This window comes from Roseateles sp. (genome assembly GCF_047654805.1).
Taxonomy (GTDB): domain Bacteria; phylum Pseudomonadota; class Gammaproteobacteria; order Burkholderiales; family Burkholderiaceae_C; genus Pelomonas.
This window is the reverse complement of the sequence record NZ_JASGIV010000001.1, coordinates 5,917,159-5,939,592: the sequence shown is the minus strand read 5'-3', so window position 1 is coordinate 5,939,592 and position 22,434 is coordinate 5,917,159. Positions and strand designations below refer to the sequence as shown.

The following is a 22,434-nucleotide window of genomic DNA, read 5'->3' as shown; positions in this document are numbered from 1 at the left end:
GACGGCCGTCATGGCACGCTATTCCCCGCATCCCTAGAACTTCGGTCGCCGGGCTTCCTGGGACATCAACTGGCGCAGCCTCTCGCGGCCGCGCGACAGGCGCGACATGACCGTGCCCGCCGGGATGCCCAACGCCTGCGCGACTTCGGCGTAGGCCATGCCGTCCAGCGCGACGAGGAGCAGCACGTCGCGCTGCTCCCGAGGCAACGCGAGCAAGGCGCGCTGCAGATCGCGTAGCGCAAGCCGTTCGGCCTGCGCGGCAGCGACCGGGATCTCCGGCGCCTGCCCGTCCAGGTCCACGGTCTCAAGGCGCCCGCGCCGCAGCGCGTCGACATGCAGGTTGTGCATGATGCTGAACAGCCAAGTGCGCATGTCGCCCACGCCCTGCCAGTGCCCCACGCGCGACCAAGCGCGCTCCAGCGTGTCCTGAACCAGATCGTCGGCGTCCTCCCTGTTGCGCCGCAGCACCCGTGCGTAGCGGCGCAGCCGCGGCAGCCAGCCGAGCACCTGCACGGGGTCAGGGCGGGATGGGATGGGATCGAGCGTCGCCATGGCCGGTGGATTCCACCTCCCGTCGGCCCGGTTCAAGCCGGGCGCGGCCCGCTCAAACCGGCACGGCAGTCGTGTTCTTCAACCGCTCCAGCACGAAGCTCGTCTTGCAGTCCTGCACGCTCGGATGCATCAGCAGCGTGTCGCTGATGAAGCGCGCGTAGTGCTGCATGTCCTGCACCAGCACCCGCAGCAGATAGTCCATCTCGCCGGTCAGCGCAGCGCATTCGACGACCTCGGGCCAGGTCTGCACCGCAGCGCGGAACAGGTCACGCGGGTTGCGCAACGGGTTGTCGGTCTGCTTTTCCAGCCTGACGTTGATGTAGGCCGTCAGCCTCAGGCCTACGCGCTCAGGTGGCACCAGTGCCACATAGGCCGCGACGACACCCGCCTCCTCCAGCCGGCGCACGCGGCGCAGCACTGCCGACGAGGACAGGCCGGCCTCGCCGGCCAGCGCGTCGTAGGTAACCCGGCCATCCTGCTGCAGCGCCCGGAGGATGCGGCGATCTATGGCGTCGAGCTCCAAAGAAGCTTCCATCGGGCACATTTTGCAGCATTCCAGCTTCACCAAGGAATATTGCGCCGCATATTGCATGAAACCTGCGCAACACGCGCCGGAGAATTTCCTGCTTAAGACATTTCCTGACGAGGCAGACATGGCCAAGTTCACTCCCTGGGACAACCCCATGGGCACCGACGGCTTCGAGTTCATCGAGTTCGCCGCGCCGGATCCGGCCGCGCTCGGCAAGCTGTTCGAGACCATGGGGTTCGCCGCCGTGGCGCGCCACCGCCACAAGAACGTGACGCTGTACCGTCAAGGCGGCGTCAACTTCATCATCAACGCCGAGACCGACTCCTTCGCCCAGCGCTTCGCGCGCCTGCATGGCCCGTCGATCTGCGCCATCGCGTTCCGCGTGCAGGATGCAGCGCATGCCTACCAGCGGGCCCTGGAGCTGGGCGCCTGGGGCTTCGACAACAAGGCCGGTCCCATGGAGCTGAACATTCCAGCCATCAAGGGCATCGGCGACTCCCTCATCTACTTCGTCGACCGCTGGCAGGGCAAGAGCGGCGCCAAGGCCGGGGCCATAGGCAACATCTCCATCTACGACGTGGATTTCGTGCCGCTGCTGGACGCGGCCGGCCAGCCGGTGGACCCCAACCCCGCGGGCCACGGCCTGACCGAGATCGACCACTTGACACACAACGTCTTCCGCGGCCGCATGAAGGAATGGTCGGAGTTCTATGAGCGCTTCTTCAACTTCCGCGAGGTGCGCTACTTCGACATCGAGGGCAAGCTGACCGGCCTGAAGAGCAAGGCGATGACCAGTCCCTGCGGCAAGATCCGCATCCCCATCAACGAGAGCTCCGACGACAAGAGCCAGATCGCCGAGTACCTGGACCTGTACCACGGCGAAGGCATCCAGCACGTGGCGCTGGGCACGACCGACATCTACGGCACGGTCGAAGGCATGAAGAACGGCGGCGTGGTGTTCCAGGACACCATCGACACCTACTTCGACCTCATCGACAAGCGCTTGCCTAACCACGGCGAGAATGTCGACGAGCTGCGCCGCCTGCGCATCCTGATCGATGGCGCCACCCATCTCGGCGTGGACAACGAGCTGCTGCTGCAGATCTTCACCAAGGAAGTGATTGGCCCGATCTTCTTCGAGCTGATCCAGCGCAAGGGCAACGAAGGCTTCGGCGAGGGCAACTTCAAGGCCCTGTTCGAGAGCATCGAGCTGGATCAGATCCGCCGCGGCGTGCTGAAGGACGAGTCGGCCAAGGTCGTTTGAAGACACCGCCAAGCCTGGCCAGAGTGGACCAGGCCCATGTGGCCCACGCTGTCAACGCGGTGCGCCCGCGCACCGCTCAGTATGGCGGTCTCCGCCGGATTGACGACCTGGTCGCAGGGCGTCCAGAAACAGTCGAGATCCGGCAGGCCGGGGAGGTCCGCCAGCCAGGCACTGCCCTGGCGCATCTGAGCAGCGTTGACGCCCATGCCCAGTGCCGCCATACGCGTACCCTGGTGGGGGGAGCCCAGCGTGATCGCCCGCGGCGCTTCGTCGTGCCCGTCCCCGTAGCGGCGCCACCAAGCCCTCAGCGCCAGCCCGCCCATGCTGTGCGCGCATAGCACGGGCATGCGTCCCGTGAGGGCCTTGAGCCGGCGCACGCCGGCTTCGATCTCATCGGCGTAAGCGTCGATGCTGCCGAAGGCGGGCTCCAGCGATGGCGCCACGAAAGCGATACCCAGCCTGCGCAGTCGCCTCATCCAGCCGTTCCAGCGCCCGCGGTTGCAGGAGAAGCCGTGTACCAGCAGCACGCCAACCCGCGCGCCCGCCGGCAGATGGTCGGGTTCAGCCCATTCGCGCCAGGGCTGCCGCCACGAGAACGCCAGCTCGCTGGCGATGGCCTCTCCCCCCCAGGCCCGCAGCAACTGACCCCAGCCCGGCGCCGGCCGGTTTACCCATCGCAGCTGCACGAAGCCGAAAGCCAGCACAAGGCTCTGCAGACACAGCGTCAGCAGCCCCCAGCCCCATCCAGCCAGCCAGCCCACCGCCAGCGCCAGCGCCAGACGCAGCACCATCCAGATCCTCTGCAGCCTCCCGTTCATCGGCCCAGTCTAAGCGGGCAGAATCGCCAGCGCCCCATGGATGAACTGAGCGCCGAATCCCTGCTGAAGGAACTGCGAGCCGTCGATGCCGAACGCGCCCGCCGTGCCGCCGACCCCGAGCTCGACGCGCGCGTCCAGGCCCTGAAGGCCTACCAGCAGCGCCGCTTCGCCGATACCTACGCCGACCTGCTGGCCCACCCGCGCTACGAGGCCGCGACGCGCTTCTTCCTGCACGAGCTCTACGGCCCTGACGACTACCGCCAGCGGGACGCCCAGTTCGCCCGAGTCATCCCGACGCTGACGCGCCTGTTCCCTGACGAAGTCGTCGACACCGTGGCCAGGCTGGCCAGGCTGCATGCCTTGTCAGAGCACCTGGACACACGCATGGCCGACCACCTGCTGTCGCCCGATATCACGCCAGCCGAATACGCCATCGCCTGGCGCGCGTGCGGGGAGCCTGCCTCGCGCCAGCGCCAGATCGACCTGACGATGGCGGTGGGCCAGTCGCTGGACCGGCTAACGGCGAAACCGCTGCTGCGCCAGACGCTGCGGCTGATGCGGGGGCCGGCGCAGGTGGCGGGGCTGGGCACGCTGCAGGCCTTCCTAGAAAGCGGCTTCGACACCTTCCGCGCGATGCGGGGCGCCGGAGAGTTCCTGGCCACAGTCAGGCAGCGCGAAGAGGCGCTGGCCCGCACCTTGTTCAATGGCGGCTGAGAGCTGTTGTCGCCGCGGCGACGTAGGGCAAGTCCCCTAGGCGAGGGACACGAGGCAACCCAAGATCAGAGACCTTCTCCCGCCGAGGTCTGCCGATGACTGCCGCCGTTGCCGCCCTTGATGACGCCCACGTCCTGAGCTCACGCGACAAGCCCTGGCTGGCCAGTTACCCGGCCGGCGTGCCGGCGCAGATCGACAGCCGCATCCATGGCTCGCTGGTGGACCTGCTGAACGAGGCCTTCCGCCAGCATGCCCAGCGCGACGCGGCAATCTGCATGGGCCAACGCATGCGTTTCGCCGAGATCGACCAGCTGTCCACCCAGCTCGGCGCCTGGCTGCAGGCTCAAGGGCTCAAGCAGGGCGACCGCGTGGCCATCATGATGCCCAACCTCCTGCAGTACCCGGTGGCCATCGCAGCCATCCTGCGCGCGGGGTTCGTCGTCGTGAACGTGAACCCGCTGTACACGCCGCGTGAGCTGGAGCATCAGTTGAAGGACTCCGGCGCCCGCGCCATCGTCGTGCTGGAGAACTTCGCCCACACGCTGTCGGAGGTCATCGCTGCAACCGACGTGCGCCATGTAGTGCTGGCGTCCATGGGCGACCTGTTGAACTGGTGGAAGGGCCCGCTGATCAACTTTGCCGTGCGCCACGTGAAGAAGATGGTGCCGGAGTTCCGCCTGCCGGCAGGCGACGGCCGCACCGTCGTGCGCTTCAACGAAGCGCTGAGCCACGGCGACCGCCTGCGCCTGAAGAAGCCCGAGCTTGGGCCTGACGATGTCGCCTTCCTGCAATACACCGGCGGCACGACCGGCGTGTCCAAGGGCGCCACGCTGCTGCATCGCAACATCGTCGCCAACATCCTGCAGGTCGAGGCATGGTTCCAGCCCATGCTGGCCAAGGTACCCGGCTATGCGGACGGCAACGTGCAGTTCACCAATGTCTGTGCGCTGCCGCTGTACCACATCTTCGCGCTGACGGCCTGCTTCATGCTCGGCGCGCGCATGGGCCACCTGAACATCCTGATACCCAATCCGCGTGACATCCCCGGCTTCATCGAGACACTGCGCGGCCACAGGATCCATATATTCCCGGCCGTCAACACCCTTTTCAACGCGCTGGCCAACGAGCCCGGCTTCTCGCGGCTGGATTTTTCCGAGCTGGTCATCTCCAACGGCGGAGGCATGGCCGTGCAGCAGGCCACGGCCGAGAAGTGGCTCAAGGTCACCGGCTGCCCAGTCGTGGAGGGCTACGGCCTGTCCGAGACCTCGCCGGCCGCCACCATCAACCCGCTGGACCAGCGCGCCTTCAACGGCAGCATCGGCCTGCCCATCCCATCCACCGAGATCGCCATCCGCGACGACGATGGCCGGGACGTCCCCCTCGGCGAGCGCGGCGAGATCTGCATCCGCGGCCCGCAAGTCATGGCCGGCTACTGGAAGCGCCCTGACGAGACAGCCAACGTGATGGACGCCGACGGTTTCTTCAAAAGTGGCGACATCGGCATCATGGACGAACGAGGCTATGTGCGTATCGTCGACCGCAAGAAGGACATGATCCTGGTCAGCGGCTTCAACGTCTATCCCACGGAGATCGAGCAGGTCGTCAACCTGTACCCCGGCGTACTGGAGTGCGCTGCGGTGGGCGTGCCGGATGCCAAGTCCGGTGAAGCCGTCAAGCTCTTCGTCGTCAAGAGCGACCCGGCACTGGCCGAGGAAGACCTGACCAGCTATTGCAGCCAGCAGCTGACAGCCTACAAGCGCCCTCGCTTCATCGAGTTCCGCGACGAACTGCCCAAGAGCAACGTCGGCAAGATCCTGCGCCGCGAACTCAGGACCAACACCGCCTGAGTTCCTGCAGGCGCCGCCAGGGGCCTTGGCGGCGCGACCTTGAAGGGGCGGTCAGCGCGCAGGGACGGGTTTAGAACGGATTGTTCCGCGCCCGGCTCAGATACATCGTGCCGATGCGGCTCTGCGCACTGGGGCCCAGCAACGTATCACCGGCCCACAGCCACTGCGAGGCGTTGGCGTCGACTTGCAGCGTACTCGTCGTGCAGTCCTGAGGAGCGACATCGGCACGGCAGGCCGCATGCGTCACGTCGGTATAGCCGAAGGCGGACGGGAAGCGCGCGATCTGCTGAATGGTTTCATCCGTCAGCACCAGACCGATCAGCCGGCCGTCGTTCAACAGGTTCAGTCGCAGCGCGGTGTTGAAGGCCGTGCTCAGATCGTCCAGGAAAATGGCGCGATCGATGTCCGTCTGCTGCTCCTTCTCCTTCTGGCCGAAGGGCGTCAGGCCCACGTCGAAGATCGTGCTCACCACCACGCGGCCGTTGGCGTTGGCGATGCGGTTGACCTGGTCGGCCAGCAGCTTCCCGCGGGCCTTGGCCTCGCCGAGCAGCGATTCGCGGCTCTGCAGCGGGAACTGGCGGTAGAGCTCCACGATGTCATTGACACCCACCATGATGGTCACCAGATCCTTGGGACCAAAGCGGTCGTTGGACAGGTGCTGGTCGATCTTGTCTCGCACGTCGGCGACCTTGACGCCGGCAGCGGCGTACATGATGCCCTGTGGCAGCGCGACGAAGTCGCTGTTGCATTGCGGATAGACGAAGTTGAAGCCACTGGCCACAACCTGGCTCCAGACCGGGTTGAGCCTGCAGTCCGGAAGCTGGGTGTCGGTGCTCAGGCCGTTGATCGTGTACTTCTTGCCGGTCTGCAGGATGGCGGCGCTGTCGTCGCCGAAGGTGATGATGCGGGTCGGCGCGAACGGGTCGATCTGCTCGGTGCTGCCGCCGCCGCAGCCGGCGACCAGCGCGGCCACGCTTACCGTGGCCAGGGCCAGGCCGCGCTTCAATTTCTGGGAGACAACACGTTGCATGACGATGAACTCAGGGCAGGAAAACTCAATCGTTGAAGGCAGCTGCGGCCCGGCTGAGCCGGTCCCGGACGCCATCCCAGGCCGGGTCGCGCGGAGGCGCCTCGACCCAGATCTCGCGGGCGCCGGCCGCATCCATGGCCCGCAGCACCGCAAACAGTTCGTGGGCCGACGCCGCCGGGTCGGCCGGCATGGCCTGCCAGCGCCACGCCGGCAACTGGGCGCGTGAATATACCGCCACCCCTTCCAGGCTTCCGCTGGCGACAGCTGTGGCAAAACGTAAAGCCAGATGCTCGGCGTCCAGCAAGCGCACGCGGGCACTGGGCGCATAGTGGGCTGCCAGCGTTCCCGAGGCCTTGGGCGCGGCGGCGTCCGGCTCGTGCAGCGCCTCGCCCAGCACGGCCTCGATGCGTGCGCGGCCGACCAGTCCCGGGCGCAGCAGTGCCGGCCTCGCGCGGCTGCAGTCCACGATGCTGGACTCGATGCCCACCTCGCAGGCCCCCCCATCCAGCACCATCAGCCCGGTGCCGAACTCCTCGACGACATGGCGGGCCAGCGTCGGGCTGACACGGCCGAAGCGATTGGCGCTGGGTGCGGCCACGCCGTCGACGCCCAGCACGCGCGCAGCGGCCAGTACCGCACGAGCGACCGGGTGGGCTGGCGAGCGCAGCGCCACCGTCGCATGGCCGCCGGCCGCAGCCTCGGCCATGCCGGGTCGGCGCGGCACGATGACTGTCAGCGGCCCCGGCCAGAAGGCCTCCATCAACCGGCGCGCCGTGGCGGGCAGGTGGTCGGCGAAGGACTCGGCGCTGGCTTCGTCCAGCACATGCACGATGAGCGGGTGGTCGCTGGGCCTGCCCTTGGCGGCAAAGATCTTGGCAACCGCGGCGTCACGGTCCGCCCGCGCGGCCAGGCCGTAGACGGTCTCGGTCGGCAGGCCGAGCAGCTCGCCGTCCGCCAGCCGCTGCGCGGCAGCCTGGATGGCCGCGGGATCGTTGCCGGGCAGAAGCAGCATCAGAACGAGGTGGGCAGGCCCAGGATGGCAGCTGCCTCGGCCGCGACCAGCCGCGCCGCCTGCGGCGTCTCAGCGGTGATGTTCAGGTGCCCCATCTTGCGGCCGTGACGGGCCTCGGCCTTGCCGTACAGGTGCAGGTGAGTGCCAGGCAGGGCCAGCACGCGGTCCCAGGCGGGCGGCGTCGGCCCCCCGTCATCGTTGAACCAGAGGTCGCCCAGCAGGTTGAGCATGACGCTGGCCGAATGCTGGCGTGGCTGAGGCAACGGCAGGCCGGCCAGGGCACGCACCTGCAGCTCGAACTGCGACACGTCGGCACCATTCATCGTCCAGTGGCCAGAGTTGTGCGGGCGCGGTGCCATCTCGTTGACAACCAGGCGACCATCCTCCAGCCAGAAGAACTCGATGCACAGCACGCCGACATAGCCCAGGGCATCGGCCACCTGCCGGGCGGCGGCGACGGCCTGGCCCTGCACCTCGGCCGGCACGGCGGGCGCGGGCACCTCGGTAACGGCGAGGATGCCTGCACGGTGCAGGTTCTGCTGCACGGGGAAGTTGACGAGCAGCCCGTCCGCGCCGCGCGCGACAAGCACGCTCAGCTCGGCCTTCAGCGGTAGCAGCTGCTCAAGCACGCAGGGCACCCGCTTGAGCCGGCCCCAGGCCTCGGCAAGCTCAGCAGCCGTCGATACGCGCACCTGGCCCTTGCCGTCATAGCCCATGCGGCTGGTCTTCAAGATACCCGGCAGCAGGGCCGGATCCACTGCCGCCAGCTCGATGTCATTCGTGATCACTGCGTGCGGCGCACAGGGGACGCCGGCCGCCTCGAAATGGGCCTTCTCGACCGCGCGGTCCTGGCAGACGGCCACGGCAGCAGCGGCAGGCGCCACGACACGCATGCCGGCAAGCGTCTCCAGCGCGACGGCGGGCACGTTCTCGAACTCGGTCGTGATCGCATCGCAGTCACGAGCCATCTGGGCCAGGCCCACCGGGTCCAGGTAGTCGGCCTTCACATGCTTCTCGGCCACGGCGCCAGCCGGGCTGATGGCGTCCGGGTCCAGCACGATGCAGCGATAGCCCAGCGCCTGGGCGGCATGGACAAACATGCGACCCAACTGGCCACCGCCGAGGACACCCAGCGTTGCGGCACCAGGGAGCAGCGCCGTCATCCGTGCAGCTCCGCGGTCATGGCCTGCGCGGCGGCCGTCTGGCGGGCACGGAACGCGTTGAGCCTGTCCAGCAGCACCGCATCGCCCGTGGCCAGCATCGCAACAGCGAAGAGCGCCGCATTGGCCGCACCGGCATTGCCGATGGCGAAGGTCGCGACCGGGATGCCCTTGGGCATCTGCACGATGGAATGCAGCGAGTCGACGCCCTGAAGATGGCGGCTGGCCACCGGCACGCCCAGCACCGGCACCGTGGTCTTCGCTGCCAGCATGCCCGGCAGGTGGGCCGCGCCGCCGGCGCCGGCGATGACGGCTTTCAGGCCCCGGCCGGCGGCGGCCTCGGCATAGGCGAACATTTCGTCCGGCATGCGGTGGGCCGACACCACCCGGGCCTCGAACGCGACACCGAACTCGGTCAGAATCTCGGCCGCCTGCTTCATCGTCTCCCAGTCACTGCTGGAGCCCATGACGATGCCGATGACGGCGTCCGGGTTCTGGGGGGCTGGGGTGGACAAGGTCGCGCTCCGGGGCTCAGAAAAGCCTTGAATTGTAGGTGGCGCGTCCACAACTGCCCTCAGCCATGATTGACATCACCCTCCAGAACTTCGAAGCCGAACTCATCCACGCCTCCCAGCAGTGCCCCGTGCTGCTGGATATCTGGGCGCCCTGGTGCGGTCCCTGCCGCACGCTGGGCCCCATCCTGGAGAAGCTGGAGACCACCTACGCCGGCCGCTTCAAGCTGGCCAAGCTCAACAGCGACGAGGTGCCGGAGATCGCCACGCAGCTCAGCCAGATGTTCGGCGTGCGCTCCATCCCGTTCTGCGTGATGTTCGTCGACGGCCAGCCAGTGGACGGCTTCGTCGGCGCCCTGCCAGAGGCGCAGATCCGCGAGTTCCTGGACAAGCATGTGCCTCCCGGCGAGCAGTTGGAGGCCGAGGCCGACCTGGCTGACGCCCAGGACCTGCTCGCCGACGGGGACCTGGAAGCTGCGCTGGGCAAGCTCGCCCATGCCGTGGAGACCGACCCGGGCAACGATACGGCCCGCTTCGACTACGTCAAGGCCCTGCTGGAGCTTGGGCTGGTGCAAGACGCCCGAGCCGCCTTCGCTCCGGTGGCCACCAAGGCGGCCGATACGCTGACGCCCTCGCCCCGCCTGGCCGCGCTGGCCATCTGGCTGGCGGCCTTCGAAGCCGGCGGCGACCCGGCCGCGCTGCAGGAGTCCATCGCCGCCAACAAGCGCGACTTCGATGCCCGCTTCGCGCTGGCCCAGCACCATCTCGCCCAGCAGCGCTTCACCGAGGCCATGGACGAGCTGCTGGAAATCATCATGCGTGACAAGGCCTGGAACGGCGAGGCCGCACGCAAGGCCTATGTGGCCATCCTGGAACTGCTGACCAAGCCCGCGCCCAAGCCGGCGGCCGAAGCCAAGAGCGGTACGCTGGAGCTGGCCGGCAAGGCTGCCATCGTGCAGACCGATCCGCTGATCGACCAGTACCGCCGCAAGCTGTCGATGGCGCTGTTCTGACGCCTGCCCCCAGCGCGACCGTTCAGGACGCTCAGGGCGCGCCGATCCGGCTGCTGCGGATCTCCCGCAGCTTCACGCACTCGGGATCGTTCTGGTAGATGGGTTTCTCGCACTGCCGGTCGATGCACCAGGCACGGGCGAACAGCACGCGCTTACCGCAGGCCTCGCTGGCCGTCTTGGGTTCGTTCGAGGCTGGCGCGGCCGCAGAGGCGGGCACGGCTTTGGCCGGCAACGTCCCGGCCGTGGCGGCAGCCGCCGGCTCGGACGGGGCGGATACGGGGCTGCGCTGCGCGGGGCGGAAGTCGCCGGCCTTCTCTGTGAGGACGGGTTTGGGCGCCGCGTCGCGGCGCGGCGGCACAGATGCGGGCGCTGGCACTGGCCGGGCAGGCGCGGCCGCCAGCGAAGCGGGCGCGGATGGCGTCGCCACGGGCTGCGGGGTCGGAATGCTGGCTGGCGGTTCGTGCCGGGGCGCGAGCATGGCCGCCGAGGCTGCCGGTTCGGCGGGCGTGCCCTCGGGCTGGGGCGGGTTGCCGCGCAACTGCATGACGAAGAGACCGAGCAGCAGCAGCGCGACGACACCGCCACCCGCCACGGCCACCCTCGGCCAGGAGCGCTGGCTGGTGGATGCCGGCGGACTGCGCACAGGGGCCGGGGGCGGCGCCCCCTTGCGCGGCGGCATGACGACGGTCGCAGCGGGATCGTTCGGCTGCGACGGCGTACCCAGCACGCTGTCGGCGAACTCGATATCCAGCGGCGCGGTCCGCTGCAGCGCCGGCTGGGCTGGAGGCACTTCGGCACGGCCGTCGAGCACCTCCCGCCAGGCCGCCACGCTATGCGGCCGCTGGTGGGGCGGCACGCGCAACGCCCAGTCCAGGCCGGCAAGGAACTCCTTCGAATAGCCAGGGACGGCCAGCGGCGTGAGCTCGTCGCCCATGGCCCGGGCCGTGGCCGGTGGCGGCGGTCGGCCGGTAAGCAGCTCGTGCATGGCGGCTGCCAGCGCGTAGAAGTCGGTCCAGGGGCCTTGGCGCAGCGACGTGGCCTCGGCGTATTGCTCGATGGGCGCGAAACTGGGCTTGAGAATGGCCGTGAAGACCTGTGTGCGGTCGCTGATGGCCTGGCGGGCGGCACCGAAATCCAGCAGGATGGGTGGGCTGCCGTCAGCAGGGAGGAAGATGTTGTCGGGCGCGACGTCGCGGTGCCAGACCTGCTGGGCATGCAAGGTTTCCAGGCCGTCGAGGACGGCGTCGAAGATGCGCCGGACCCAAGCCTCGGGCGGCGGCGTCGGGCGTGTCTTGCGGGCCTCGCGCAGGTTCTGGCCGACAAGGCGGGGCATGGCCATGTAGGCCGTGCCGTTGGCCTCCCAGAAGCGGTAGACCTTGAGCAGCGACGGGTGGTCGAAGCGGGCCAGCAGCTTGGCCTCATTGACGAAGCTTCGGCGGCCAAGCTCGAAAGTCTCCTTCATAGACACCGAACGCACCGACACCTGGGAGCGCCCATCGCGTGACGCGAACTGGCTGGGCATGTATTCCTTGATCGCGACCTCGCGCTCAAGGGAATGGTCGCGCGCCAGGTAAACGATGCCGAAGCCGCCGACGCCCAGCGTGCCGAGGATCTCCAATTCGCCGAACCGCGTGCCGACGGGCAAGGCGTTGATGGCCTCGTGGTCGTGCGCGTCGCTGCTCACGGACGCGCCTTTCGCACTACGTGCGGCGCCGCCATGTGGGATCGAGCCCCGTGGGGCGGCCATGCGTTGCTCATAGGCCGGCGAGGGTAACGCAGCCAGGCCACACGGGCAGCCCGGAAAAAGCCCGGTCAGCGTGGCGGAGTGCCCATTCCTGCCGTACTCAGCCGCCCGGCCCAGAGGTGGCGCTGGTCAGCGTCCTGGCCCCAAGCCTCCTGAGCGGCGTCACCATGGCGGGCCGCCAGGCCGTCCTCGTGCAGCCGGGCATAGACCTGGGCGAGCCGGGCGTGCAGCGCGGCTCGCTCGTCGATGTCGCAGTGGGGCGAGTCCTCGGCCAACACCTCCACCGCGGCCTGGTCGGCGAGCGCTCGCGCGCGCGAGGCCTCGCCAGTGTTGGCCCAGCACCATGCCAGGTCGGCCAGCAGGCTGCCACCGGTGCGGGCCAGGCCAGCACCCACGGCCTCGGGCAAGTGCGCTTCCAGCAACGCAGCGGCGGCCGTGAAATCCCCCTGCACAGTCAGCAGTTGGGCACGCAGCAGCGGCGTCAGGTCGGCTCGGGCCGAACCACCCACGGCGTCGTCGAAATGGCCGATGGAATCCACGCCCAGTAGCACAGCCGGCGCCTCACCGGGCTCACCAGCCAGCGCCGCATGGCGGATGCGCAGCGCGCGCATCTGCATCTGGTTGTAGAGCAGGGCGGCGAGGCCGGCATCGTCACCATCCGCGCTGGCGGCGCGGCGACCCCAGGCATACCAGGCGGACGCGGCGGCCTCGTCCTGGGCAAGGTCCCAGGCCATGCCCAGGGCCGAGGCGACGCGGCAGGCTGCGGCGTTGTCCGCCGGCGCGGCCAGCACGGCGGCCGCATGGGCGACGAGGAGGTCGATGTCACGGTCGACGAAGGCCATCTGCGCCAGCCAGGCGTCGCATAGCGCCTTCAGCGTGGTCAGGCCGCCGGCCTGAGCCATCACCAGGGCTCGGCGCACACGCTCACGGGCCCCGCCACCGAAGGCGCCGAAATAAGCCGTCAGGCCTTCGGCCAGATGCAGCCAGGCGGCCAGATCGACCCGTGGATGGGCCAGCGCCCGGACCTGCAACCGGCTGAGCTCCTCGCGGGCCTCGGCCTCGCGGCCATGGCGCAGCCACAGGATGGCGCGCTGGACCTGCAGCACGGCGGCGCGCGCCGGCATCGCAGCGGCGGAAGCGATCTCGGCGTCAAGACGCTGCGCCAGCCGACTGCGAAGCCTGACGCTCACGGACGCGCCCTTCGCACTACGCCCTGCCCGGCCGACGTCACCGCCAGGTACTTGCCAGCCATGCAATGCCCGCAGGGGTCTTGCAGGTCCGGGCTCACTCCCGTCCGGCGAAAGCAAGCTTGCTGGATATGCCCCCGCACGGCGCTCATGCGGTCAGCCGCTGCAGGGCCTCTTCATACTTCTGCACGGTGTTGGCGATGACTTCGGCGGGCAGCGCTGGCGCAGGAGCCTTCTTGCCCCAGGGCTGACCGTCGATACGCACTGCTTCCAGCCAGTCGCGCACGAACTGCTTGTCGTAGCTCGGCGGGTTGCTGCCGGGCGCATAGCTCTCGACTGGCCAATAGCGCGAGGAGTCGGGCGTCAGCACCTCGTCCATCAACGTCAGCGTGCCGTCTGCATCCAGGCCGAACTCGAATTTGGTGTCGGCAATGATGATGCCCTTGGTCAGCGCGAAGTCGGCGGCGCGCCGGTAGAGCTGGATGGAGATGTCGCGCACGCGTGTGGCCAGTTCAATGCCGATGATGCCGGCAGCCTGCTCGAACGAGATGTTCTCGTCGTGGTCGCCCATCTCGGCCTTGGTAGCCGGAGTGAAGATGGGAGCGGGCAGCTTGTCGGCATTGCGCAGGCCAGCCGGCAACGCAACGCCGCACACACTCTGCGTCTTCTGGTACTCGGCCCAGCCGCTGCCGGCCAGGTAGCCGCGCACGACGGCCTCGATGGGCAGGGGCTTGAGGCGCTTGACCAGCATGGCACGGTCGCGGATCTGCTCGCGCTCCTCGCCTGTGACGACGGACAGCGGATCTTCACCGGTCAGGTGGTTGGGCACGATGCCGTCGAGCTTGTCGAACCAGAACAGCGCCATCTTCGTCAGCAACGCGCCCTTCCCCGGGATGGGCTCGCCCATGATGACGTCGAAGGCCGACAACCGATCACTGGCGATCATCAGGATCCGATGCTCGCCGACGGCGTAGTTCTCGCGCACCTTGCCGCGGCCGAGCAGCGGGAGGGACTTCAGGCTGGATTCGTAGAGAGCTTGGGGCATGGCGGCGGCTTCAGGGAGAAGGCCGGGATTTTAGGTGCCGAGGTAGGCCCGAACCGTGGCGGCAAAGCTGTACACGTCGATGGGCTTGCTCAGATAGCCGTCGCAGCCGGCAGCACGGAAGCGCTCTTCGTCGCCCTGCATGGCATAGGCTGTAAAGGCGATGACGGGCAGATCGGCGAGGTCGGGCGTGGACTTGATGGCACGCACGAGGCTGAGACCGTCCGCGCCGGGCAGCTGAATGTCCACTAGCGCGATGTCGGGCCGGCATGCTCGCAGCCGGGCCCAGGCCTCGTCCACGTGCAGGGCACGATCGACAACGAAGCCGTCGGCCTCGAGCACGTACTGGGCCAACTCGAGATTGAGTTCGTTGTCGTCGACGACGAGAACACGTTCTCCGGCCATGTTCAGCTCCCGGGGCGGCGGCGGCCGCGGCGTTCCTGGCGGGCGGCGCGCAGCAGGGCATCGCGCACCTCGGCCAGGGGTTGGGCACGGCCCGGCTGGGCGCTGCCCGCAATGACGCTGGCCGAACGCGCCAGCGCCTCGATTTCCTCGACTCCCAATGCCAGCGCCGTCCAGACGATGACGGGCAGTTCGACCCACCGCGGGTCGGAGCGCAGCTCGTGCAGCACCTGGAAGCCGTCGACACCCGGCATCATCAGGTCGAGTACGACGACCGCGGGTTGCAGCGTCTGCAGGCGCTGCAAGGCCTCTACGCCGCCGGTCACCGCGACGGCCTCTACGCCCGCAGCCTGCAGCGCGGCGCACATCAGGTCGCGCGACAAGGCCTCGTCATCGACGACCAGCACGGGCCGGCCCGGGCCGAGGCGTTCGCGCAGCGGCACCAGGGCGCGCGCCAGCGCGGGCCGACGCAGTGGTTTGGCCAGCACGTCGGAAACCGGGAAGGCGACGCCTGCGCCGGTGGCGGGCGTCAACGCCAGCGCCTTCACCGACGCATGCATGGACGGCCCGCCGCTGCGCAGCGCAGCCAGCAGGCCCAGCCCCGGTGAATCTGGCAGGCCGAGGTCGATGGCCAGCTCCGTGTAGCGGCGCACGCGCGCCAGGCGCAGCACCTCGGCCGCCGTGGCCGCGGTGTCGGCCGCCACACCGGCCTGCGACAGCTCACGTGCGACGCCGTCGCGCAGTGGATGGTCTCGCAGCGCCACCAACTGCTGGTGGGCCGGCCGAGGCGCCTGGCCCTCATCATCGACCGGTTGACGCGGTAGCACGGCATAGAAGCGGCTGCCCTGGCCGGGCTGGCTGTAGACGCCGACACGCCCACCCTGGGCCTCAACGAGCCGGCGCGTCAGCGCCAGGCCCAGGCCGGTGCCCTGGTGCTGCTTGGCCAGGCCGTCGTCGAGCTGCTGGAACTCGACGAAGAGCTGCCCGACCCGCTCAGGCGGGATGCCGATGCCGCTGTCCTCGACCTCCAGCCGCCACAGCCTCGGCCCCTCGCCCACCATTCGCAGCTCGACCCAGCCCCCGGCGGGCGTGAACTTGATGGCGTTGGACAAGTAGTTCAGCAGTACCTGCCTGAGCCGCGCGGCGTCCAGCACCAGGTCATGCAACTCGGGCGCGATGGAGGACTTGAGGCTGAGCCCGCGCTGCTCCGCCAGCACGGCAACGGTGGCCATCACGTCGTCGACCAGGGCCGGCAGGTCGATGGCTGCGGGGTGGAAGTCGATCTTGCCGGCCTCGATCTTGGACAGGTCCAACACGTCGTTGATCATGCTCAGCAAGTGGCGGCCGCTGCTGGCTATGTGCTGCAGCCATTCGCGCTGACGCACCGGCTCAGGTGTCGGACCGTCCATGGTCAGCAAGTCGGAGAAGCCGATGATCGCATTCAGCGGTGTGCGCAGCTCGTGGGACATGTTGGCCAGGAACAGGCTCTTGAGCCGGCTCGACTCCTGGACGCGGCGGTTTTCGGCGGCAAGCCAGACGGCCTGTTGGCGAGCCTGCTCGGCGGTGCGCATCGCAGTCACGTCGGCAACGATGCCCACCAGGCGCGGCGCGCCGGCCTCGTCGCGCGCGACACGCGCATCCAGACGCAGCCAGTGGGAGCTGGCATCCGGCCAGACGACGCGGAACTCGGCGTGCCAGGGCAGTTGCCCCGTTCCGGTATCCAGCAGCGCATGGAGGCCGGCCTCCACCAGCGCACGGTCCTCGGCGTGAACGGCAGCCAGCAGCCGCGCGCGGTCCCAGGGACCAGCAGAATCGTCCAGGCCGAAGCACTGGTCATAGCGGCGCGAGCGGTGGATGACGCCGGTCTCCAGCTCCATCTCCCAGTCGCCGATGGCGGCGGACTCCAGAGCGAAGCGCAGCCGCGCCTCGCTCTGGCGTAGCGCGACCTCGATCTGACGCTGGTGAGTCAAGTCCCGCGCGGACTTGATGCCGCCGACGATGCGGCCGGCGGCGTCACGCAACGGCGAGACCTGGATCGACACCTCCACGCGACGGCCGTCCTTGGCCAGGCGCACCGTCCGCAGTGGCGGCAGTGCCTGCCCCTGGGCGATGCTGGCCAGAATGCGCGTCTCCTCGGCCTCGCGCTCCGGGGGCACCAGCATCTGCACGGGCTGGCCAACGGCCTCCGCGGCTGTGTAGCCGAACATCTGCTCGGCCGCTGCGTTCCAGTTCGTGATGCGCCCGTCCAGCGTCTTGACAACGATGGCGTCGGCTGACGATTCGACGACCGCGGCCAGGCGCCGCACCTCCGCCTCGGCCTCGGTGAGGCGGCCGACGTCGCGGAAGACGATGGCGACGCCGCGCGCACGGCCATCGGCATGGTGGGTCAGATCGGCATGGACCTCAACGGGGCGGGTGCTGCCGTCGCGGGATACACAAACGGCCTGGCGACGCAAGGCCGCGTCTGGCAGGCGCTGACGCACGACGTCGACCGGGTTGCGCCGGGCCAGCTCGGCTGGCATGCCTTCGCGCACGAAGACCTCCCAGATCGGACGGCCCAGCGCCTCGTCGGCCGGCCAGCCGGTAATGCGCTCAGCCACCGCGTTGATACGCGTGATACGCCCCTCCCCGTCGGTCGTGATGAAGCCGGCATCGATGGTCGACAGCGTGGCGGCCAGGCTCTGCTCGGCCTCCAGCCGGTGATCCTCTGCGCTGTGGCGGCGGTCCACCTCGCGACGCAGCGCCTCGTTGGCCACGCGCATCTCGTCCAACGACGGCACGGCCAGCAGCGTTGGCATCAACCGCCAGGCGACTGCCGCCGTCAGCACCGAGGCCAGGGCGGTGAAGACCTTGCCCGCAGCCTGCAACTGATAGTCGGGGCGCCAGATCGTCCAGACGTCCAGCACGTGGGTCACGCCGCAGGCGAAGATGAATACAGCGAACAGCGTCGCGATGCGCCCGAGGTTGACCTCAGGGCGCTGGCGCGCGTAACTGGCGATGACGAGCGGGATGGAGAAATAGGCCAGGGCAATCGACAGATCGGCGCCCACCATGCTCCAGAGCAGGCCCGGCGACCACTGAAAACAATAGCCGTGCGGCAGGAAGCCCGCGCGCGCGACGATCCCGGTCAGCTCGTCCATCTCATGCTCCCGGCCCCTGATAACAAAGGGTTACGCCGCGGCATTGTGGACCGGACGGTGCCAGGCGGCCATCCGCAAACGTGGCGTATTGCCGCGTTGCCGTCAGCGCGGGCCGAGGAGGTCGAACCCGATGTAGCGCGCCGTGAAGCGTGCGTGGCCTTCGCGCTCGAAGGCCATCGCGTCCCACTCGCCGGGCAGCAGGCGCGAAGAGAACTCGGGGCGAAAGCGATAGACCCAGGCGGCGACGCGCGCACCATCCTGCAGCCGCACCTCGACGCTCACGCGCTCGTACTCCTCGCCCTCGAAGGCGTCCAGCCGCGCCCAGGCCACCGCGTCAACGTTGCGGCAGAGCCGGCCAACCACGGCACCGCCGGGTGCGGGCCGCAGGCCGGGATAGTCCTGGCCGTGCACGGGATGACGGGCATGGTCGGCCAGCGAGGCCGTCTCGCCGACGAACTCGCGTCCGCAGACCCGGGCCATGATGTCGGCCCACATCAGTGAGCCATAGGTGAAGCAGTGAGCGGTCACTGGACCTTTTGCGCCAGTTCGCCACGCGCGTAGGCGCCAGCGATGTCGGCCAGCGTCCGGCCCTTGATCTTCGCGGCCTGGCCTTCGCAGCCGAACTCCAGGTAGCGCTGCTTGCAGACGGCCTTCGCGGCCTCACGGGCCGGCTTGAGCCACTCGCGGGCATCGAACTTGTCGGGGTTCTCGGCAAGGAACTTGCGCACCGCGCCCGTCATCGCAAGGCGGATGTCTGTATCGATGTTGATCTTGCGCACGCCGTGCTTGATGGCCTCCTGGATCTCCTCGACCGGCACGCCGAAGGTCTCCTTCATCTTGCCCCCGTACTGGTTGATGACGGCCAGCAGTTCCTGCGGCACGCTGGACGAGCCGTGCATGACGAGATGGGTGTTGGGGATGCGCGCGTGGATTTCCTTGACCCGGCCGATGGCGAGGATGTCGCCCGTGGGCTTGCGGCTGAACTTGTAGGCGCCGTGGCTGGTGCCGATGGCGATGGCCAGCGCGTCGAGCTGAGTGGCCTTCACGAAGGTGGCAGCCTCCTCGGGGTCGGTCAGCATCTGGCTGTGGTCCAGCTTGCCTTCGGCGCCGATGCCGTCCTCCTCGCCGGCGTCGCCGGTCTCGAGATTGCCCAGGCAGCCCAGCTCGCCCTCGACGGTAACGCCGACCTTGTGCGCCATCTCGACGACCCTGCGGGTCACGTCCATGTTGTAGTCGAACGAGGACGGCGTCTTGCCGTCTTCCATCAGCGAACCGTCCATCATGACGGAGCCGAAGCCCAGCTCGATGGCGCCGGCGCAGACCTTGGGGCTGGTTCCATGGTCCTGGTGCATGACCAGGGGAATGTGCGGGAAGGCCTCACAGGCGGCCTGGATCAGGTGCTTGATGAAGGGCTCGCCGGCGTACTTGCGAGCGCCGGCCGAGGCCTGCAGGATGACCGGCGCACCGACCTCATCGGCTGCCGCCATGACGGCCTGCACCTGTTCCAGGTTGTTGACGTTGAAGGCTGGGATGCCGTAGCCGTTTTCGGCGGCGTGGTCCAGCAGCTGGCGCATGGAAACGAGAGGCATGGGATGTCCCCGGTAAAGTTGAGAAATCTGGGCCGACTGCGGCTTCCAACGTAGTTGGTAACCTCGCCGTAACTGATTGGGGATTCTATGGAGTCGGTAGCAGCCCCACCCCCCGTGATTGAAGTAGTCAGCACAATGCGCGGTCATGACAAGACTGGTGTTCGACCACCTCACCAACTGGATCACCGCCGCTGCAAGCGAGCACTCGCATGACCTGGCCGCCCACATCGAGGAACGCACCGGTGCCAGCCGGCGCGCCTCGCTTGGCGCGCTCAAGCGCCTGGTGGACGCTGGCTGGCTGACCCGCTCCGGCACCAGCCGCCGGCCTGTCTTCGCGCCGGGCACTCTGCGTCAGGTGGCGCGCAGCTACACGCTCTACGGCCTGCAGGAAGATCTGCCCTGGCAGCGCGACTTCGCACCCCACTTCGCGCTGCCCAGGCACGTCGAGCGCATGATCCGGCACGGATTCACCGAGCTGGTCAACAACGCGGCTGACCATTCCGGCGGCAGCAGTGTCACGGTGTCGCTGCGCCAGACGCCCACGCACGTGCAGCTGCTGGTCAGCGACGACGGCGTCGGCGTCTTCGACAGGATCTGCAGTGCCTTCGAGCTTGAGGACCCGCAGCACGCAATGCTGGAACTCAGCAAGGGGCGCCTGACCAGTGCACCCGACGCCCACACCGGTCGGGGCCTGTTCTTCAGCAGCCAGTTGGCCGACGTGTTCGACATCCACGCCAACAACACCGCCTACCAACGCCGCGCCTGGGAAAGCACGGGCTGGCGCAAAGGCCGTGCGCTACCGCGCCAGGGCAGCTCCATCTACATGGCCATCGCGCTGAACACCACGCGTACTCTGGACGGCGTCATGGAGGCCTGGAGCACGCAGGGCGACGGCATCGAGTTCGACCAGACCGTCGTGCAGCTGCGACTGCTGGCCGGCGAAGGCCAGGCGCTGGACTCGCGCGCCCAGGCCCGCCGCGTCGGCACGCGGCTGGCGACCTTCAGGCGCGCCGAGATCGACTTCGACGGCGTCACCGACGTGGGCCACGGCTTCACGGACGAACTCTTCCGCGTGTTCGCCAAGGCGAACCCGCAGATCGAGCTGGTGGCGACCAACGCCACGCCGCGCATCCAAGCGCTGGTGAAGAGCGCCCGCGCGGCCTGAACCGGTCTAGGGCTTCCTGAGTGCCGGCACTGGCGGCACCATGATGCGCGGGCCGTCGTATCCCGGGACGACGCCGAAACGCCCGCCGTCCTCGCGCGCCCAGTCCTGCGCCCAGACCTGCATTTCCGCTGGCTCGCGCCCGACGAAGTTCCACCACAGCAGCGGCGGCTGCTCCCAGGGTTCCCCCCCCAGCAGCAGCAGCCGGGCAGCGGCCGCACAACGCAGCTCGATGGCCTCGCAGCCTGGGCCGACGTAGAGCAGGGTGCCGGGCGTGATCGTCTCGACCGTGTCGTGCCCCGCCGGCGCAACCTCGACCTCCCCCTCCAGCAGCATCAGCCCGTGCTCGAAGCCGGGGCGCACGGCGAGCACCGCGTCAGCTGGGCCATCGGAAGCGAGGTCCACACCTAGCAACGGCGTGAGACTGGGCACCGGCGAACGTTGGCCGTCAAGCTCACCGACCAGCAGCGTCGCCTCGAAGCCGCCCTGGGCAAGGCGCGGCAGGTCGGGAAAATGCTGGAAGCTGGGCGCGCGCTCGCGCTCGGCGTCGGGCAGCGCGATCCATAGCTGGGCCAGGTGGATGCGATCGGACAGCGACTCCTCGCTATGCGCGATCCCGCGCCCCGCAGTCATCAGGTTGACCTCGCCGGCGCGCAACACCTGCTCGGAGCCCAGGCTGTCACGGTGAAGGATCTCGCCCTCGATCATCCAGCTGAAGGTGGACAGCCCCGTATGCGGATGCGGGCCGACGTTCATGCGCCGCTCAGGAGCTAGCGTGGCCGGGCCTGCATGGTCGGCAAAACACCAGGCACCAATGGCGCGCCTGGCCTTGTTGGGCAGGGCCCGCTGGATAGGCAGGCCGCCGACGTCGCTGACGTGACTGGTGATGCGCTCGACGTGCAGACTCATGGCGCGCTCCTCTTCCTCACGAACTCGACAAAACCGTCCACGAACTGCTGCAGTTGCCCCTGCACCTTGTCGTCGGCCAGCCGGCCATCGGCGTCAAATACCGTGCCGGCGCGCGACACCATCATCCGCCCGGCCATCCAGAAGTCGCTGCCGAAGGTTCGCAGCACCGACAGCAACGCATCCTGCGACTGCACGGTGCCGAAGCCGCCCGGCGTGGCACCGATGAGCCCGGTCGGCTTGCCGCCAAACAGCTTGGCGCCCTCCCCACTGGGCCGCGACAGCCAGTCCAGGCCGTTCTTCAGCACGCCTGGGATGGAGTTGTTGTACTCGGGCGTGCTGATCAGCAGCGCGTCAGCCCCGCGGATGGCTTCGCGCAGCGTCGTGACGGCCTCGGGGATGCCCTGGGCCTCGACGTCCCCGTCGTACAAGGGAATGCCGTGCAGCGTGCGCAGCTCCATCGTGACGCCTTCGGGCGCCATCGCGATGGCCGCGCGCAGCAGGGCGGTGTTGTAGGACGCGCGGCGAAGCGCGCCGCTGAGGGCGATGATGTGCATGGCGGTACCGCAAGCCTGGATGCAGGCATGATGCCAGCCTCCAGGAGCCTCCGATGTATCGATTCACCCTGCCAGACATGAGCTGCGGCCACTGCGTCGCCGCCATCACCGAAGCGCTGAAGGCCAAAGACACCCAGGCCCGCGTCGAGATCGACCGCGACGCCCGCACGGCCGAGGTTGACAGCACCCTGCCCCGTGAGGCTCTGGTGGCCGCGCTGACCGAGGCCGGCTATCCGCCGGCCCCCTGACAAGGC

At 68.6% G+C, this 22,434-nt stretch carries 22 protein-coding genes; 6 read left to right on the top strand and 16 right to left on the bottom strand.

Annotated features, from left to right (window positions below; all coding sequences use genetic code 11):
* Positions 1–33 precede the first annotated feature (33 nt).
* Both QM732_RS26905 and QM732_RS26900 read right to left on the bottom strand, forming a co-directional pair.
* Positions 34–552, bottom strand: a complete 519-nt coding sequence (locus QM732_RS26905; RefSeq protein ID WP_415659156.1) for an RNA polymerase sigma factor — start codon at positions 550–552, stop codon at positions 34–36.
* A gap of 52 nt (positions 553–604) precedes the next feature.
* Entirely contained in the window at positions 605–1,087 is a 483-nt protein-coding gene (locus QM732_RS26900; RefSeq protein WP_415659155.1) for an Lrp/AsnC family transcriptional regulator, read from the bottom strand.
* 118 nt (positions 1,088–1,205) lie between these two features.
* On the opposite strand from QM732_RS26900, the gene hppD reads away from it, so the two are divergent.
* Complete coding sequence (gene hppD / locus QM732_RS26895) at positions 1,206–2,345, top strand: 4-hydroxyphenylpyruvate dioxygenase (protein WP_415659154.1); 1,140 nt, start codon at positions 1,206–1,208, stop codon at positions 2,343–2,345.
* Here the strand turns inward: hppD and QM732_RS26890 are convergent.
* Positions 2,297–3,163 (bottom strand): esterase/lipase family protein, encoded by an 867-nt coding sequence (locus QM732_RS26890; RefSeq protein ID WP_415659153.1) that lies wholly within the window; start codon positions 3,161–3,163, stop codon positions 2,297–2,299. The genes hppD and QM732_RS26890 overlap by 49 nt on opposite strands.
* A gap of 36 nt (positions 3,164–3,199) precedes the next feature.
* Here QM732_RS26890 and QM732_RS26885 point away from each other — a divergent pair, with 36 nt between their 5' ends.
* Together QM732_RS26885 and QM732_RS26880 are read left to right on the top strand one after the other, a co-directional pair.
* Positions 3,200–3,877 (top strand): FFLEELY motif protein, encoded by a 678-nt coding sequence (locus QM732_RS26885; protein ID WP_415659152.1) that lies wholly within the window; start codon positions 3,200–3,202, stop codon positions 3,875–3,877.
* Positions 3,878–3,972: 95 nt separating this feature from the next.
* Positions 3,973–5,724, top strand: coding sequence for a long-chain-fatty-acid--CoA ligase (locus tag QM732_RS26880; protein WP_415659151.1), 1,752 nt, complete (start codon positions 3,973–3,975; stop codon positions 5,722–5,724).
* Between the two features lie 70 nt (positions 5,725–5,794).
* Here QM732_RS26880 and QM732_RS26875 read toward each other — a convergent pair whose 3' ends face one another.
* Genes QM732_RS26875 through purE form a run of 4 tightly spaced genes read right to left on the bottom strand, consistent with a single transcriptional unit; the run spans position 5,795 to position 9,393 of the window.
* Positions 5,795–6,754, bottom strand: a complete 960-nt coding sequence (locus QM732_RS26875; RefSeq protein WP_415659150.1) for an esterase — start codon at positions 6,752–6,754, stop codon at positions 5,795–5,797.
* A gap of 25 nt (positions 6,755–6,779) precedes the next feature.
* Positions 6,780–7,766 (bottom strand): L-threonylcarbamoyladenylate synthase, encoded by a 987-nt coding sequence (locus QM732_RS26870; protein ID WP_415659149.1) that lies wholly within the window; start codon positions 7,764–7,766, stop codon positions 6,780–6,782.
* On the bottom strand, positions 7,766–8,929 hold the full coding sequence (locus tag QM732_RS26865; protein WP_415659148.1) for a 5-(carboxyamino)imidazole ribonucleotide synthase: 1,164 nt from the start codon (positions 8,927–8,929) through the stop codon (positions 7,766–7,768). Before QM732_RS26865 ends, QM732_RS26870 begins: the two co-directional genes overlap by 1 nt.
* Positions 8,926–9,393 carry a 5-(carboxyamino)imidazole ribonucleotide mutase gene (purE, locus tag QM732_RS26860; RefSeq protein WP_415659439.1) on the bottom strand — a complete coding sequence of 156 codons (468 nt, stop codon included), beginning with the start codon at positions 9,391–9,393 and terminating at the stop codon, positions 8,926–8,928. Before purE ends, QM732_RS26865 begins: the two co-directional genes overlap by 4 nt.
* A 113-nt stretch (positions 9,394–9,506) precedes the next feature.
* On the opposite strand from purE, the gene QM732_RS26855 reads away from it, so the two are divergent.
* Complete coding sequence (locus QM732_RS26855) at positions 9,507–10,451, top strand: tetratricopeptide repeat protein (protein WP_415659147.1); 945 nt, start codon at positions 9,507–9,509, stop codon at positions 10,449–10,451.
* Positions 10,452–10,482: 31 nt separating this feature from the next.
* Here the strand turns inward: QM732_RS26855 and QM732_RS26850 are convergent, their stop codons facing one another.
* From QM732_RS26850 to fba, 7 genes are all read right to left on the bottom strand, one after another.
* Positions 10,483–12,135 carry a serine/threonine protein kinase gene (locus tag QM732_RS26850; RefSeq protein ID WP_415659146.1) on the bottom strand — a complete coding sequence of 551 codons (1,653 nt, stop codon included), beginning with the start codon at positions 12,133–12,135 and terminating at the stop codon, positions 10,483–10,485.
* 128 nt (positions 12,136–12,263) lie between these two features.
* Positions 12,264–13,385, bottom strand: a complete 1,122-nt coding sequence (locus tag QM732_RS26845) for a hypothetical protein (protein WP_415659145.1) — start codon at positions 13,383–13,385, stop codon at positions 12,264–12,266.
* A gap of 145 nt (positions 13,386–13,530) precedes the next feature.
* Positions 13,531–14,427, bottom strand: a complete 897-nt coding sequence (locus tag QM732_RS26840) for a phosphoribosylaminoimidazolesuccinocarboxamide synthase (protein WP_415659144.1) — start codon at positions 14,425–14,427, stop codon at positions 13,531–13,533.
* A gap of 30 nt (positions 14,428–14,457) precedes the next feature.
* Complete coding sequence (locus QM732_RS26835) at positions 14,458–14,829, bottom strand: response regulator (protein ID WP_415659143.1); 372 nt, start codon at positions 14,827–14,829, stop codon at positions 14,458–14,460.
* 2 nt (positions 14,830–14,831) lie between these two features.
* Positions 14,832–17,966 carry a PAS domain S-box protein gene (locus tag QM732_RS26830; protein ID WP_415659142.1) on the bottom strand — a complete coding sequence of 1,045 codons (3,135 nt, stop codon included), beginning with the start codon at positions 17,964–17,966 and terminating at the stop codon, positions 14,832–14,834.
* 102 nt (positions 17,967–18,068) lie between these two features.
* Positions 18,069–18,494 (bottom strand): gamma-glutamylcyclotransferase family protein, encoded by a 426-nt coding sequence (locus QM732_RS26825; RefSeq protein WP_415659141.1) that lies wholly within the window; start codon positions 18,492–18,494, stop codon positions 18,069–18,071.
* Positions 18,491–19,555 (bottom strand): class II fructose-bisphosphate aldolase, encoded by a 1,065-nt coding sequence (fba, locus tag QM732_RS26820; protein ID WP_415659140.1) that lies wholly within the window; start codon positions 19,553–19,555, stop codon positions 18,491–18,493. Before fba ends, QM732_RS26825 begins: the two co-directional genes overlap by 4 nt.
* 145 nt (positions 19,556–19,700) lie before the next feature.
* Between fba and QM732_RS26815 the strand changes: the two genes are divergently transcribed.
* Positions 19,701–20,720 (top strand): STAS-like domain-containing protein, encoded by a 1,020-nt coding sequence (locus tag QM732_RS26815; RefSeq protein ID WP_415659139.1) that lies wholly within the window; start codon positions 19,701–19,703, stop codon positions 20,718–20,720.
* 6 nt (positions 20,721–20,726) lie between these two features.
* On the opposite strand, the gene QM732_RS26810 is transcribed toward QM732_RS26815, so the two are convergent.
* Both QM732_RS26810 and QM732_RS26805 read right to left on the bottom strand, forming a co-directional pair.
* Positions 20,727–21,626 (bottom strand): pirin family protein, encoded by a 900-nt coding sequence (locus tag QM732_RS26810; protein ID WP_415659138.1) that lies wholly within the window; start codon positions 21,624–21,626, stop codon positions 20,727–20,729.
* Positions 21,623–22,180 carry an NADPH-dependent FMN reductase gene (locus QM732_RS26805; protein ID WP_415659137.1) on the bottom strand — a complete coding sequence of 186 codons (558 nt, stop codon included), beginning with the start codon at positions 22,178–22,180 and terminating at the stop codon, positions 21,623–21,625. Before QM732_RS26805 ends, QM732_RS26810 begins: the two co-directional genes overlap by 4 nt.
* 53 nt (positions 22,181–22,233) lie before the next feature.
* On the opposite strand from QM732_RS26805, the gene QM732_RS26800 reads away from it, so the two are divergent.
* Positions 22,234–22,428 carry a heavy-metal-associated domain-containing protein gene (locus tag QM732_RS26800; RefSeq protein ID WP_415659136.1) on the top strand — a complete coding sequence of 65 codons (195 nt, stop codon included), beginning with the start codon at positions 22,234–22,236 and terminating at the stop codon, positions 22,426–22,428.
* Positions 22,429–22,434 lie beyond the last annotated feature (6 nt).